13 protein-coding genes and 1 pseudogene are annotated in these 14027 nt (G+C 72.0%); 9 read left to right on the plus strand and 5 right to left on the minus strand.

The annotated features are described in order from the left end of the window. From HY68_RS11885 to HY68_RS11905, 5 genes and pseudogenes are all read left to right on the plus strand, one after another. Positions 1-396: pseudogene (locus HY68_RS11885) on the plus strand (alpha/beta hydrolase); the annotation flags it as partial. Between the two features lie 62 nt (positions 397-458). Continuing rightward, the gene (locus tag HY68_RS11890; RefSeq protein ID WP_041987834.1) at positions 459-1358 is read left to right on the plus strand and encodes an NAD(P)H-binding protein; all 900 of its coding nucleotides are present in this window, start codon (positions 459-461) and stop codon (positions 1356-1358) included. Positions 1359-1594: 236 nt separating this feature from the next. After that, positions 1595-2914 carry a histidine kinase gene (locus HY68_RS11895; RefSeq protein WP_041987837.1) on the plus strand — a complete coding sequence of 440 codons (1320 nt, stop codon included), beginning with the start codon at positions 1595-1597 and terminating at the stop codon, positions 2912-2914. Next, positions 2911-3570, plus strand: a complete 660-nt coding sequence (locus HY68_RS11900; RefSeq protein WP_078863558.1) for a response regulator transcription factor — start codon at positions 2911-2913, stop codon at positions 3568-3570. Before HY68_RS11895 ends, HY68_RS11900 begins: the two co-directional genes overlap by 4 nt. 129 nt (positions 3571-3699) lie before the next feature. After that, the gene (locus tag HY68_RS11905) at positions 3700-4275 is read left to right on the plus strand and encodes a Uma2 family endonuclease (protein WP_041987838.1); all 576 of its coding nucleotides are present in this window, start codon (positions 3700-3702) and stop codon (positions 4273-4275) included. Between the two features lie 63 nt (positions 4276-4338). Here the strand turns inward: HY68_RS11905 and HY68_RS11910 are convergent, their stop codons facing one another. Next, positions 4339-5970 (minus strand): ABC transporter permease, encoded by a 1632-nt coding sequence (locus tag HY68_RS11910; RefSeq protein ID WP_041987842.1) that lies wholly within the window; start codon positions 5968-5970, stop codon positions 4339-4341. After that, entirely contained in the window at positions 5967-6866 is a 900-nt protein-coding gene (locus HY68_RS11915) for an ABC transporter ATP-binding protein (RefSeq protein WP_041987844.1), read from the minus strand. The genes HY68_RS11910 and HY68_RS11915 overlap by 4 nt, the downstream gene beginning before the upstream one ends. Positions 6867-6941: 75 nt before the next feature. Here HY68_RS11915 and HY68_RS11920 point away from each other — a divergent pair, with 75 nt between their 5' ends. After that, positions 6942-7460 carry a MarR family transcriptional regulator gene (locus HY68_RS11920; RefSeq protein ID WP_041987845.1) on the plus strand — a complete coding sequence of 173 codons (519 nt, stop codon included), beginning with the start codon at positions 6942-6944 and terminating at the stop codon, positions 7458-7460. On the opposite strand, the gene HY68_RS11925 is transcribed toward HY68_RS11920, so the two are convergent. After that, positions 7378-8532: a hypothetical protein gene (locus tag HY68_RS11925; RefSeq protein WP_041987847.1), complete on the minus strand. Its 1155-nt coding sequence runs from the start codon at positions 8530-8532 to the stop codon at positions 7378-7380. The two genes, HY68_RS11920 and HY68_RS11925, sit on opposite strands and share 83 nt — an antisense overlap. Before the next feature lie 37 nt (positions 8533-8569). Further along, a complete protein-coding gene (locus tag HY68_RS11930; RefSeq protein ID WP_041987850.1) occupies positions 8570-9454 on the minus strand; it encodes a hypothetical protein in 885 nt (294 codons plus the stop codon). Between the two features lie 217 nt (positions 9455-9671). Here HY68_RS11930 and HY68_RS11935 point away from each other — a divergent pair, with 217 nt between their 5' ends. After that, the gene (locus tag HY68_RS11935; protein ID WP_041987853.1) at positions 9672-10955 is read left to right on the plus strand and encodes an adenylosuccinate synthase; all 1284 of its coding nucleotides are present in this window, start codon (positions 9672-9674) and stop codon (positions 10953-10955) included. A 166-nt stretch (positions 10956-11121) separates the two neighbouring features. Beyond that, positions 11122-12096: a zinc-binding dehydrogenase gene (locus HY68_RS11940; protein WP_041987856.1), complete on the plus strand. Its 975-nt coding sequence runs from the start codon at positions 11122-11124 to the stop codon at positions 12094-12096. Between the two features lie 4 nt (positions 12097-12100). Here the strand turns inward: HY68_RS11940 and HY68_RS11945 are convergent, their stop codons facing one another. Next, complete coding sequence (locus HY68_RS11945) at positions 12101-12793, minus strand: AraC family transcriptional regulator (protein WP_041987859.1); 693 nt, start codon at positions 12791-12793, stop codon at positions 12101-12103. 253 nt (positions 12794-13046) lie between these two features. On the opposite strand from HY68_RS11945, the gene HY68_RS11950 reads away from it, so the two are divergent. Continuing rightward, positions 13047-13715 carry an alpha/beta fold hydrolase gene (locus HY68_RS11950; protein WP_041987861.1) on the plus strand — a complete coding sequence of 223 codons (669 nt, stop codon included), beginning with the start codon at positions 13047-13049 and terminating at the stop codon, positions 13713-13715. The last annotated feature ends 312 nt before the right edge of the window (positions 13716-14027 follow it).

Below are 14027 nucleotides of genomic sequence, written 5' to 3' on the forward strand. Positions count from 1 at the left end.
CCCGAGGGCTCGCCCTGGCGGCTGCCCGCGCCGCCGCCGCTGCGCGGGGTCGTCGCGCTGGCCCCGATCGCGGATCTGACGAGCGCCGTCGACCTCGACGTGTGCGGCGGTGCGATCGGGCAACTGCTCGGTGACGGGCCGGAGTTCAAGCGGCGTAAGGAGAGCGCGGACCCGGCGGCCCTGCTGCCCACCGGGATCGCCACCGCCGTGGTGCACGGCCGGGAGGACATCACCGTGCCGTCGGCCGTGTCCGACGCGTTCGTGGCGGCCGCGGCGGGCGCGGGGGAGATGGTCGGCTTGACCCTGCTCGACGGCGTCGGTCACTTCCCGCTGATCGACCCGGCGGCCGACGCGTGCGCCGTGGTCGCGGAGGAGCTGGCGCAGCTCGCGTGGTGAAGTCGGTCGCGGCGAGGTGATTGCGGACGGAATGTGGCCGCGAGTCTTCCTATGGTGTCTGCATGACCAACCACGCGAATGCCGCCAGCAGTATCAACAACGGCAAAACGGATGATCCGCAGACCGTGCTCGTCACCGGCGCGACCGGCACCGTCGGCCGTCAGGTCGTCGCCGAACTGCTGCGCCGGGGCCACACCGTACGCGCGCTGACCCGTGACCCGGCGCGGGCTGCGGCGGCGGGTCTGCCCGCCGAGGTCGAGATCGTACGGGGCGATCTCACCGACCCGGCGGGCCTCGGTCCCGCCCTGGACGGCGCCACCGGGCTGCATCTGATCACCTTCGGCGGCGACCTGTTCGCCTCGCTGGAGACCGGGCTTGAGATCGCCGAACTGGCGGAGAAGTCCGGGGTCCGCCGGGCCACCGTCCTCTTCGGCGGCGGCCAGACCCCGCTCCAGCAGGCCGTCGAGGCCAGCGGGCTCGACTGGACCGTACTGATGCCGGTCGAGTTCATGGCCAACGCGCTGGAGTGGGCCGGCACCATCCGCGCCGAGGACACCGTGCGCGAACCGTTCGCGGACCGGCAGAGCGCCATGGTCCACGAGGCGGACATCGGGGCCGTCGCCGCGGTCGCGCTGACCGAGGAGGGCCACGGCGGCCGTCGGTATCTGCTCACCGGGCCCGAGGTGCTCACCGTCCGGGACAAGACGGAGGCGCTGGCGGCGGCGCGTGGGCAGGCGATCACGCTCGTGGAGCTGACCGAGTGGGAGGCGCGCGAGCGCTGGATCGCGGACGGGAAGCCGCGTGAGGTGGTCGACTTCCTGCTGGGCGTCTTCGCCGACACGCCGCCGGAGGGACGCACGGTCGTCGGGACCGTCGAGGAGATCACGGGCCGGCCGGCGCGCACGTTCGCGCAGTGGGCGCGGGAGCACGCGGCGGAGTTCGGGGGACGCGGCGGCGCGTGATCGCGAGGGGCGGGGGGCCGCGTGATCGCGGGGGTACGCGGGCGGCCCGACGCGGGCGCGCCACGGGCCTGACGCGGCGCGCGTGACGCGATTCACGGGCGCGGCGGGGGCGGGCCGCGCGGCGCGTGGCATGGCTGAGGGGGGAGTGTTCCGGGCCGCGTAGTACCTGGGACGGACGCGGCAGGATCCGCTTCGCTGGTGACGACCCCGTCCGCCCCGACCCCTACCGTTGCAGTGTGACCGAGACAGATACCGGGAAGACCCGGAGCCCCGAGTTCCGCCTGGCCGCCGACACCGTCGCCGGTCTGCGCCAGGGCCTCTTCCACGACGCATTCGCCTACCGGCCGCTGGCGCCGCTGCGGCCGGACGGCCCGCTCGTCAGGAGGCTGCCGGACCGGATACGCGACGGCGCCGTCTGGACGCCGCACGCGGTGATCATGTTCGGCGCGCTGATGGTGCTGTTCGTCGGCCTCGGCTCCGGGTCGCCGCTGCTCGGCCTGGTCGCCGCGGCGCCCGTGGTGCTCACGCTGGCCAGGCCGGTGGGCGCCTGGTGGCTGGCGCTCGGGGTCTCGGCGCTGACGTACCTGTTCTACCCCGACGGCGGGATGCCGTGGACGCCCGCCTGCTTCGGCGCGTACCTCATCGTGATCACCGTGGTCGCGGCCCGTACCCGCCCGCGCACCGCCGCCTGGATGTGGGTGCTGACCGCGGTGTACGGGCTGTTCGCCGAGGCCTTCCTCAGCCGGGGGTACTACGGCGCGTCGACGGCAGCCCCCATGCTCTTCGTCTCCGCGCTCTCCCTGCTGACGGTCACGGCGCTGCACATCCGCAGGAACGCGGTGCAGGAGGTCGCGGCCCAGCAGAGCGTCACAGCGGTGGAACGCGACCGGCGCACGCTGCTGGAGGAGCGCACCACCATCGCGCGCGAACTGCACGACGTGGTCGCGCACCACATGTCGGTCGTCGCGATCCAGGCCGAGGCGGCCCCGTACCGGGTCGAGAACCCGCCGCCCGAACTGGAGCAGGCGTTCGTCACGATCCGCGAGAACGCCGTGGCGGCGCTGACGGAGCTGCGCCGCGTGCTGGGCGTCGTACGGGCCGAGGACTACCAGGCGCCCGACGCCCCGCAGCCCACCCTGGCCGAGCTGGACGGGCTGCTGGCGAACGTCGGCGAGGCGGGTCTGACCGTACGCAAGACGATCACCGGCGCGGTGCGGGAGCTGCCGCAGGGCGTGGAGCTGTCGGCGTACCGCATCGTCCAGGAGGCGCTCAGCAACACGCTGCGGCACGCGCCGGGCTCGACGGCGGACGTCGAGGTCAGTTACGTGCTCGGCGGGCTGGGCCTGCGGATCGTGAACACGCCGCCGCAGGGGCCGGTCAAGCCGTCGCCGGGGGCGGGACACGGGATCACCGGGATGCGGGAGCGGGTGACGATGCTGAACGGCGAGATGACGGCGGAGCCGACGGAGGACGGCGGCTACGAGGTCACGGCGTTCATCCCGGTCCCGAAGGCCGAGCGGGACGAGACCCCGCAGCGTGGGGAGGCGTCGTCGTGACGATCCGGGTGCTGATCGTCGACGACCAGGTGATGGTCCGCGAGGGTTTCTCCGTACTGCTGAACGCGATGCCCGACATCGAGGTGGTGGGCGAGGCGGTGAACGGCCGCGAGGCCGTCACCCAGGTCGCCGCGCTCCACCCCGACGTGGTGCTGATGGACATCCGCATGCCGGAACTGAACGGCATCGACGCGACCCGCGAGATCGTCGCGGCGGACGCGGCGGCGAAGGTGCTGGTCCTGACCACGTTCGACCTGGACGAGTACGTCTACCAGGCGCTGCGCGCCGGCGCTTCCGGCTTCCTGCTGAAGGACGCGTCGGCGCGGCAACTGGCCGACGGCGTACGGGTGGTGGCGTCCGGCGAGGCACTGCTCGCCCCCACGGTCACCCGCCGCCTGATCACGGAGTTCTCCCGCCTGGCGGAAACACCCCGCGCCCCGGCGCTGGCCCGGGTCGGCGACCTGACGGAGCGCGAGACGGAGGTGCTGGTGCTGATCGCCCAGGGCCTGTCGAACGCGGAGATCGCGGAGCACCTGGTGGTGGCGGAGTCCACGATCAAGACGCATGTGAGCCGCGTCCTGGTGAAGCTCGGCCTGCGGGACCGCACGCAGGCGGCGGTGTTCGCGTACGAGGCGCGGCTGGTGACGCCGGGGTGACGGGGGGCGCGGTGCGGGTCTTCGGGCCCGTCGTCACCCGAATGGGTGATTGTCTGGCATATGCCAGCGGCACCACCGAGGGTCCGGCGATGCTGGTGTTCACCTGACAGGAGGTGCACCACGACAGTTATGGCAGAGCGCTCGACCCAAATGACGGTGACCGAGTTCGAGAAGTTCGCCGCCGCAGAGTCCGAGACCGTCAGGCTGGAATTCATCGGCGGGCGGATCGGAGTCAAGAAGGTGGCGGACGGAGACCACGGGGCGATCATCATGTGGTTGTTGCGCCAGTGCATGCAGGCGCGGCCGGACCTCGACCTGGACACCATGCAGGGACTGCGGGTCGAGGAGTACCGGGAGGGGCGAGCGCGTCCGGGCGCCTCGCTCGCGCCCGTCGCACACTTCGCCGGACAGGGGGAGTGGGCGGACCCCGACGGGGTGCTGATGACCCTGGAGGTGACTTCGTACGACTCGGACACCGGCCGCCGGGACCGCGAGGAGAAGCCGGCCGCGTACGCGGCCGCCGGTATCCCGGTATATTTGCTGATCGACCGTGACACATGCGTCATCACCGTGCACAGCAACCCGGACCAGGCCACAGGTGACTACCGCGACACGCGTAAGACCCCCTTCGGGGAGAGGCTCGTGCTGCCGGACCCCGTAGGTTTCGAGCTCGACACCGAGACGCTCAAGAACTTCGTGCGCTGACGCGACAGGCGGTCGGCGCCGTTGTCCACAGCCTGTGGACAACGGCGCCGATCCCGTTCCTCGTCAGGTCTGCATGTCCCGTCGCCGCAGCCCCGCCAGGCCCCCCGCCACCAGCACCACCGCGAGCGCCGTCAGTGTCACGACCGGCGTCCACGTCATCTCCGTGCCCGGCAGCTTCGGGAGGTGGCCGAAGGGGGACAGGTTCATCACCGGCCGGGGCAGGTCGAGTGCCGGGCCGATCCAGCCCAGTGCCAGGGCCAGACCCGCCACCGCCCAGCCCGCCGGCGCCGCCTTCGGGGCCACGCCGTACAGCAGTACGGCGAGTGCGGCCAGCGTCCAGATCGCGGGGAGCTGGACCAGCGCGGCGCCCAGGATCGGCCCCAGGTCGTGGCCGTAGCCGAGGGCCAGGCCGAGGCCGCCCAGCAGCATGATCACGGCGGCTCCGCCGAACGCGATCAGCAGATGCCCCGCCGCCCAGCGCAGCCGGCCGACCGGACCTGCGAGGACCGGCTCCGCGCGTTGGGTCGTCTCCTCGCCGTTCAGCCGCAGCACCGAGGCGACCGCGTACAGCGCCGTGACCATCCCGAGCATGCCGACCATCGCTGCCAGGAACGAGTCCGTCAGCCCCTGTTGGCCGCCCATCCTCGCGATGATGTCCTTCGTCTGCTGGTTGTCGCCGACCAGATCGCCCGCGCCGTCCGTGATCCCGCCGAAGATGACCCCGGCGGCCAGCAACCCCGCGCCCCAGCCGAACAGCGAGCCGCGCTGGAGCCGCCAGGCCAGCCCGCCCGCCGTGGCCAGCTTGCCTTCGGCGGGGCCCGGACGGGCCGGCAGGAACGACATGCCGACGTCGCGGCGGCCGGTGAGGACGTACGCCACGACCGCCTGCACGCCGATCGCCGCCAGCAGGAGCAGCAGCACCCACCACCGCTCGTCGGCGTAGGCACGTACGTTCTCCGCCCAGCCGATCGGCGACAGCCACGTCAGCACCGACGAGCCGTCCGTGGACGACGCGTCGCCCGCCGCCTTCAGGACGAACGCGGCGCCGATGACCGCGACCGAGAGGCCGCGCGCCAGCCGTGCGTTCTCGGTGATCTGCGCGACGATCGCCGCCGTGCAGGCGAACAGCATGCCCACGGCGCCGGTCGCGAGCCCCAGCGCGAGTGAACCGGCCGTTTCCTGGCCGTTCTTGGCGAGCACCGCCGTAATCAGCAGCGCCAGGCAGGCGTTGGCGATCAGTGCGGTGAGCAGCGCGGCCGTGAGCGGTGCCCGGCGCCCCACCATCGCCGAGGACAGCATTTCCTGACGGCCCGTCTCCTCCTCCTCGCGGGTGTGCCGTACGACGACGAGCAGGCTCATCACGGCCGCCAGCGCCGTGCCGAAGCTGGTGATCCGCCAGGCCGTGAGCCCGCCGATCGAGTCGTCGAACACCGGTCCGTACAGGGCGCGGAGCGAGCTGTTGGTGGCCATCGAGTGCGTGATGTCCGCGCGTTTGGCGGCCGTGTCGTACAGCGTGGTGAACGACTGCGCGACGGACGAGTACGAACCGGCCAGCACCACGACCCAGACCGGGATCATGATCCGGTCGCGGCGCAGCGCGAGCCGCAGCAGCGGTCGCGTACCGGCGAGTTGACGCGAGCCGCCGGTGCGGCGCGCCTGCGGCAGTGCGGCCGGAGAGGCCGCGGTCGTGGTCATCGCGCCATCGCCTCACGGTCCGAGTAGTGGCGCAGGAACAGCTCCTCCAGCGTCGGCGGCGTGCTGGTCAGCGAGCGGATCCCCGACGCGGAGAGCGAGCGGATCACCGCGTCCAACTCCTCCGTGTCGACCTGGAGTTTGACCCGCCGTCCCTCGATGTCGAGGTCGTGGACGCCCGGCAGCCCGCCGAGCGCGCCCGGCGCACCGGCCAGTTCCGCGCTGACGCTCGTACGGGTCAGATGCCGCAGCTCGGAGAGCGTGCCCGACTCGACGGTTCGGCCGAGCCTGATGATGCTCACCCGGTCGCACAGCGCCTCGACCTCGCTGAGCACATGGCTGGAGAGCAGTACGGTCCTGCCCCGGTCGCGCTCCTCCTCGACGCAGCTCTGGAAGACCTCCTCCATCAACGGGTCGAGCCCTGACGTCGGTTCGTCCAGGATGAGCAGATCGACGTCGGAGGCGAAGGCGGCGACCAGCGCCACCTTCTGCCGGTTGCCCTTGGAGTACGTACGGCCCTTCTTCGTCGGGTCCAGCTCGAACCGCTCGACGAGCCGCGCGCGCCGTGCCGTGTCGAGTCCGCCCCGCAGCCGGCCGTAGAGGTCGATGACCTCACCGCCGGAGAGGGTGCGCCACAGGGTCACGTCCCCCGGTACGTAGGCCACCCGGCGGTGCAGGTCCACCGCGTCCTTCCAGGGGTCCCCGCCGAGGAGCTGGGCCGCGCCGGAGTCCGCGCGCAGCAGGCCGAGCAGCACCCTGATGGCGGTGGACTTCCCGGCTCCGTTGGGCCCGAGGAAGCCGTGGACCTCGCCGGCCTCGACGGCCAGGTCGAGGCCGTCCAGTGCGTGTGTCCTGCCGAACGACTTGTGCAGTCCGGCGACCGTGATTGCCTTCGTCATGTTTCGGAAAGTACGCTACTTTCACAAACTTGTGAAGTTAAGGAAGTGTAAAAAGGGCTCGGTTAGGATGGCGGGATGAGCAGCAGCAGCGTGAGCAGCGACGGGGTCGCCGCGGAGCGCGATGAGCAAGCCGTGGCGCGCTTCATCGAACGCTTCGCTTCCGAGCTGACGGCGGGCGGGATGCAGCGGACGGCCGCCCGGGTCTTCGCCGCGCTCCTCGCCTCCGACGACGCGAGCCTCACATCGGCCGAGCTGGGGATACGTCTGCAGATCAGCCCGGCCGCCGTGTCCGGCGCGATCAGCTACCTCACGCAGGCCGGCATGGTCGGCCGCGAACGCGAACCGGGCTCACGCCGGGACCGTTACCACCTGCACAACGAGCTCTGGTACGCCACCTTCGCCGACCGCGGCTCCGTGCTGGTCCGCTGGCAGCACACCCTCAGCGACGGCGCGGACTCACTGGGCCGGGACACACCGGCGGGCGCGCGGGTCGCGGAGACGCACGCGTTCTTCAAATTCCTGCACGGCGAGCTGGGCGGACTGATGGAGCGGTGGCGGCAGAACAGGGACGAGCTGATCGCGAAGGAGCGCTGAGGCCGTCCGGCCCCGGCCCCGGCCCCCTTCCCCCGGTGAACGCGGCGGCTTCACGCCTCGCGCGCCTTCGTCGTACGAACCGGGTGGTCCCGCCACCGAGGCCGATCACCGTGACCGCCAGGCCGGCGAGTATCAGGTCGTCGTTGACGTCGTTGGCGACGGTCCCTTGCCACCGGTAGTCGTACAGGTCGCCCTCCCACGGCCCGTACGAGACCACCCAGCCGAAGTCCACGTCGCCGACCAGCAGCGGGTCACGGTCCGGGTCGCACTGGAAGGGGCCGCGGTGCATGGTGCCGTTCCAGGGGTCCTTCCACTTCACGACGCAGCTGCCGTCGGGCGCTTCCTTGACCACCGTCAGCTCGACCTGCGGATCGTCGTACGCCGCCTCGGAGGCGGCGATGCCGAGGCCCAGGACCGCGAGCCCGGCCAGCAGGACCCAGCGGAAGATCCACCGGTGGTGGATCGGGTCCGGGTGGGCGGACGGCGTCTTCGACAGGCTCACCCCGGGCGCGGGCTTCGGCGCCGGCCGTTCCAGCAGGCCGCGCTGCTCCGCGTCCCGTATCGTCCGCTGCCGTCGCAGCGGCCCCCGTACCGCGCGTACCCAGACCAGTTCGCCGCCGCCCGGCGGTGCGACGACGCCGCCGGTGCGCGGATCGCCGCACCACCAGAGCACGCCGTCCGACTCGGGGCTGCCGGGGTCGACCAGGTGGCGGCGGATCGTCGTCATCGGCGCGACCGGCAACAGCGCGTCGCTCGCCGGGTCCTTGAGCACCACCGCCGCCCCGTGCGGCCCGTGCGGCGTGGCCACGGCGGCACACGATGTCCAGGTCGTGGCGGCGAGCTGCCGCGCCATCCGGCGGGCCAGCCGCAGCGAACCGAGGCCGACGGCCAGCAGGATCAACGCCAAGGCGAGCAGGGATCCGGCGCTCGCGCCGAGGCTGCCTGCCGTCGCCGTGCCGACGGTGAGCAGGACCGCCCCCGCGGCCGTCCACCGCAGCGCCCGGCGGCGGTAGCGGGACAGCGCCTCCGCCGTGGCTCCGACATCCAGTGCCGATGTGACGTGCGTACTCATCGAACGGCCCCCCGGGCGTGCGTAGCTCTACCTGACGTTAGCCCTGGCGCCGCCTGCCGTCACCGGTCGCGGACGAATACGCCGCAGGGAGCGTCAGGCCCCAGGCCTCCGGGCGCAGCGTCCAGGTCCGGCGGCGTACGGGCCCGGTGACCCGGGCGTCGGCGCGGTAGCGGAAGTCCGCGCCCGACACCGTCACCGACAGGGCGCTCGCCCGTAGCGGCTCGGGCGATCCCGCCGTGCGGATCACGACCTCGGCGCGGCCCCCGTACGAGCGGACCGTCACCGCCTCGACCGGGGCGTCCAGGTCGCTGAGCACGACACCGTCCGCCTCCACGCGGAGCTGGTACGTGTGCGCCGCGGCGCCGTGCGGATGCGGGGCGGGCCGCACCAGCGTGCGGACCAGGGACCGGCAGGCGTGCCACACCGACGGGCCCGGTGGCCCCGCGGCCTCCCCGTTGGCGCGGGCGGGCAGCGCGGGGATGCGGAGGTCGCCGAGCACCACCCCGTCGCTGTCGTCCACCAGCAGATCGAGCCGGCGCACCGCCCCGTAGAGCACGGCGCGCGCCGCCGCCACCGCGCCCGCGGGGACGCCGAGCGAGGAGGCGAGCGCGAGATCAACGGCGCTGCCGATCGGGACGAGGGACAGCGCCCCCGTGGCCAGTTCTCGCTCCTTGTGGAGCAGGGCGACCGTACGCAGCAGCGCCCGGTCGTCGCCGATCACCACCGGGCGCCGGTGGCCGCGTCTGGCGAGCGCGCGTGCGAACTCCTCGGGGGTGTCCGGCAGACAGATCTTGACGGCCGCACCCGCGCTCAGCACGTCTTTCGCGATGCGCACGGATTCGCCGTCGGTCCGGCGCGCTACCGCGTCGATGACCACCAGAAGGTGCTGCGCGCCGTTTTCGGCGGGCTCCGGAGCCGACACCTCGGTCCTTCCTCGGGTAGCATCTTTGTGCAAGAGCCCCTTGCGCTATTGCGCCAGGGGCTTCGTCTATTCCGGGGCAACCGGGTCGACGGTTAGGGCTGTCTCGTACAACGTTGTGCGATGGCATGTCGTGCCTTACGGCGCACTCGCGCCGAACGTACGGCGTATGTGCGCCCCCCGACCTTGGACATGCCCCGCCCGGAAGGGGTGTACGCCTGTGCCCGCACTTGTGCTGCTCGGTGCTCAGTGGGGTGACGAAGGCAAGGGAAAGGCCACCGACCTGCTCGGTGGGTCCGTGGATTATGTCGTGCGCTATCAGGGCGGCAACAACGCCGGCCACACGGTCGTCGTAGGCGACCAGAAATACGCACTGCATCTCCTCCCTTCCGGAATCCTCTCCCCGAGCTGTGTTCCCGTGATCGCCAACGGGGTGGTGGTCGACCCGGCCGTCCTGCTCTCCGAGCTGAGCGGACTCAACGAGCGCGGTGTCGACACGTCAAAGCTGCTGATCAGCGGTAACGCTCATCTGATCACCTCGTACCACACCACGATGGACAAGGTGACGGAACGCTTCCTCGGCTCGCGGAAGATCGGTACGACGGGGCGCGGCATCGGCCCGTCCTACGCCGACAAGATCAACCGGGTCGGCATCCGGATCCAGGACCTGTACGACGAGTCGATCCTGCTCCAGAAGGTCGAGGCGGCCCTGGACTTCAAGAACCAGGTCCTCGCCAAGCTCTACAACCGGCGCGCGGTCGAGGCCGGCCAGATCGTGGAGGAGCTGCTCGGGTACGCGGATCAGCTCAAGCCGTACGTGACCGACACGGTGCTGGTCCTCAACAAGGCCATCGAGGACGACAAGGTCGTCCTCTTCGAGGGCGGCCAGGGCACGCTCCTCGACGTGGACCACGGCACGTACCCCTTCGTCACCTCGTCCAACCCGACGGCGGGCGGCGCCTGCACGGGTTCGGGCGTGGGCCCGACGAAGATCAGCCGCGTCATCGGCATCCTCAAGGCGTACACGACGCGCGTCGGCGCGGGGCCGTTCCCGACGGAGCTGTTCGACGAGGACGGCGAGGCGCTGCGCCGCATCGGCGCCGAGCGCGGCGTCACGACGGGCCGCGACCGGCGGTGCGGCTGGTTCGACGCGGTGATCGCGCGGTACGCGACGCGGGTCAACGGGCTGACGGACTTCTTCCTCACGAAGCTGGACGTGCTGACCGGCTGGGAGCAGATCCCGGTGTGCGTGGCGTACGAGATCGACGGCCGGCGGGTGGAGGAACTCCCGTACAGCCAGTCGGACTTCCACCACGCGAAGCCGATCTACGAGTACTTGCCCGGGTGGTCGGAGGACATCACGAAGGCGAAGACGTTCGCGGACCTGCCGAAGAACGCGCAGCGGTACGTGAAGTCGCTGGAGGAGATGTCGGGGGCGCCGATCTCGGCGATCGGGGTCGGACCCGGTCGTACGGAGACGATCCAGATCAACTCGTTCCTGTAGCGGGGCGGTTGGGCGCGTAGGCGCCTGGGTGTTTCGGGGCTGGACGCTTTTGTGCGTCCGGCCCCGTCGTCCTTTCCGTGGGTCGGGTGCTTGCGGGGTGTTCGTCGCGGAGCGTACATTCAAAGTGTTCGCTTAGCATTGAACACTTCAGCCGGGGGCGACAGCCATGCGCGCGATCCAGTTCGACGAAATCGGCGGACCCGAGGTCCTCAAGGTCACCGAGGTCCCCGTACCGGAGCCCGGCCCCGGCGAGGTGACCGTCGATGTGGCCTACGCCGGGGTCAACTTCGCCGACACCAAGGCCAGGGCCACCGGATACCGGGTGCCGTCGCTTCCGTTCCGGCCCGGGCTGGAGATCGCCGGGCGGATCCGCGCGGTCGGCGCGGGTGTCGTGGGACTCGCGCCGGGCGAGCAGGTCGCGGCCCTCACCCCGGAGGGCGGGTACGCCGAAGTCGTCGCCACCCCGGCGTCCTTCGTCTTCGCGCTGCCCGACGGTGTTCCGCTGCGGGTCGGCGCGACGCTGCCGACCGTACTGCCCACGGCGCACGCGCTGTTGCACGAGGTGGGGCGGCTGCGGGCGGGCGAGACCGTACTGATCCAGGGCGCGGCCGGCGGAGTCGGCCTGGTGGCAGGGCAGTTGGCCCGGCTGGGCGGTGCGGGCGGGGTGTACGGGGTGGTGTCCCGCGAGGAGAAGGTCGCGGAAGCGCTCAAGTACGGCTACGACGAGGTGTTCGTCGGCGACGGGTTCGCCGAAGGCGTCCGGGCCGCCACGGGCGGGCGGGGGGTGGACCTGGTTCTCGACCCGGTCGGCGGCGACACGCTGCGCCGCGGCCTGGAGGCGCTGGCGCTCTTCGGCCGCCTGGTCTCCTTCGGCAACGCGAGCGGCGCGGAGGCCTGGCAGGCGGGCCAGCCCGAGCTGTACCCGCGCGGCCTCTCGGTGGCCGGCTTCTCGATCCTGACCCTGGCTCAGACGGAGCCGGAGGCGCTGCGCGCGCTGGCGGAACGCTCGTTCGCGCTGGTGGCGCAGGGGCAGGTCGTACTCCCGATCACGGCGGAATTCCCGCTGGGGGAGGCGGATGAGGCACACCGGCTGATGGAAACGCGCACCACTACCGGCAAGTTGCTGCTGAGCCTGGGGTGAGCGGTCACCCCGGCGGCCCCGCGTTTCGTTCTGCGCGGTAGCGGCCGGGGGTCGTGCCGATGATGTGGGTGAACGCGGCGATGAAGCTGCTGGGGTTGGCCCAGCCGCACGCGTAGGCGGTCTGCGTGGTGTCGTGGCCGTCGGCGAGGAGTACGAGGGCGTGGTAGACGCGTAGTTGGGTGCGCCACTCGTAGAACGTCATGCCGAGTTCGTCGCGGAAGAGGCGGCTGAGGGTGCGGGTGCTCGCTCCGGTGGCCCTGCCGAGTTCGGCCAGCGTGGCGTTGTCCGCCGGATTCTCGTACAGCAGCCGGGAGACGGCCCGCAGCCGGTCGTCCTGCGGTTCGGGGAGATGCAGGGGCTGTTCGTGTGCTTCGCGGAGCTCGTCGACGAGGACGCGGTGGAGGCGGGAGCGGGCGGGGCGGGTGTGGTGGGGTGCGTCGGCGCCGGTGTCGTAGTTGCGGGGGCCGGTCAGGGCGAGCAGGACCTCGCGGGCGAGGTCGGAGGCCAGGAAGACGACGGGACGGTCGGGGACGAGCCGGGCGAGGGACGGCGCGAGGAAGACGATCCGCATGTCGGTGTCGCCGTGGGCGCGGTGCTGGTGCGTGAACCCGGCGGGGGTCCAGGCGACGCGGTTGGCGGGCACGACCGCCGTACCGCGCTCGCCGTGTACGGCCAGGACGCCGCGGGCCGCGTACACCAGGTGTCCCCGGGCGTGCGACTGAACGGCGCTCGTACCGCCGGACGGCCAGAGGTGACGGCCGCCGGACGGCCATACATGGGACGTCACGCCGGGGGGCGGGTGAGGTTGGCGGCGAACGGGCATCGGTTGGCATTCTACCGGTGGCACGCCATGGGTGGGTCGGACGAGGCTGGTCTGCGTGCGGCGATGCCGCGGCTTGAGCGGGCTTGAGCGGGCTGCTTGAGAGGGCTTGGAGAGAAGGAGAAACGCCATGGCGACGTTCGTACTCGTACCCGGGGCATGGAAAGGGGCCTGGGCATTCGAGGCGGTGGTCCCGCTGCTGGAGCGGGCGGGGCACACCGTGCACGCCCTGACCCTGACCGGTCTGCGACCGGACGACGACGACGCGACGGTCGCGACGGCCAACCTCGACACGCACGCCGAGGACGTGCTGCGGGCCCTGGACCGGCACGACATCACCGACGGGACGCTGGTCGGGCACAGCTACGCCGGGATGGTGATCGCGGCGGCGGCCGACCGCGCGGGCGGGCGGATCTCGCGGCTGGTGCACCTGGACGCGTATGTACCGCGCGACGGTGAGTCGTGCTGGTCGGCGACGAACGACCACTTCCGGGGGGTGTTCGCCGCCGGCGCCACGGACACGGGCTACGCCGTCCGCCCCCCGGCGGGCGGCGACCCCCGCCGGCGCCCCCACCCCCTGGCCGCGTTCCTGCAGACGATCCGGCTCACGGGCGCGTTCGCGAAGGTCCCGCGCAGGGAGTTCGTCTACTGCGCGGGCTGGGAAGACCGAACACCGTTCACGCCCCTCCGCACCCGCCTCCGGACGGACCCCACCTGGCGGGTCCACGACCTCCCGACGGCCCACAACGCGATGCACGAGGCACCGGAGGCGGTGGCGAAGATCCTGCTGGGGGGTTGAGGGGGGTGTGCGGGTGGGGGACGCACGGGCCGGGCCAGGGAGTGGTGGTGGGTGCTTGGCCGGGTGCGGGTGCCGCGCGGCAGTTGCGTGGGGGGACTCGGGCCGGCTAAGCGTCCGCCCCCGCCGGGGCGCGGTTGGGACTCATGCCCCGCTGGTCACTGGGGGTGGGGCGGGTGCGGGTCAGGGCGGCATGGGCCGGGGGCTGTGCGGGCCGGGAAGTTAGGCGCCCGTAGGGCCGCCCCTTTCTGTTGAGTGTCGCGGCTCCGGTCCGGGCGTCAAGGGCGCTCCTGCGTCGCGTCGGCTTCGCCGATT

This window comes from Streptomyces sp. AcH 505, assembly GCF_000818175.1.
Taxonomy (GTDB): Bacteria; Actinomycetota; Actinomycetes; order Streptomycetales; family Streptomycetaceae; genus Streptomyces.

What these genes read in the sequence shown, in the direction of transcription:
- HY68_RS11890 (WP_041987834.1), top strand. Translation starts at nt 459, where the DNA reads ATGACCAACCACGCGAATGCCGCCAGCAGTATCAACAACGGCAAAACG.
- HY68_RS11905 (WP_041987838.1), top strand. Translation starts at nt 3,700, where the DNA reads ATGGCAGAGCGCTCGACCCAAATGACGGTGACCGAGTTCGAGAAGTTC.
- HY68_RS11910 (WP_041987842.1), bottom strand. Translation starts at nt 5,970, where the DNA reads ATGACCACGACCGCGGCCTCTCCGGCCGCACTGCCGCAGGCGCGCCGC.
- HY68_RS11915 (WP_041987844.1), bottom strand. Translation starts at nt 6,866, where the DNA reads ATGACGAAGGCAATCACGGTCGCCGGACTGCACAAGTCGTTCGGCAGG.
- HY68_RS11920 (WP_041987845.1), top strand. Translation starts at nt 6,942, where the DNA reads ATGAGCAGCAGCAGCGTGAGCAGCGACGGGGTCGCCGCGGAGCGCGAT.
- HY68_RS11925 (WP_041987847.1), bottom strand. Translation starts at nt 8,532, where the DNA reads ATGAGTACGCACGTCACATCGGCACTGGATGTCGGAGCCACGGCGGAG.
- HY68_RS11940 (WP_041987856.1), top strand. Translation starts at nt 11,122, where the DNA reads ATGCGCGCGATCCAGTTCGACGAAATCGGCGGACCCGAGGTCCTCAAG.
- HY68_RS11950 (WP_041987861.1), top strand. Translation starts at nt 13,047, where the DNA reads ATGGCGACGTTCGTACTCGTACCCGGGGCATGGAAAGGGGCCTGGGCA.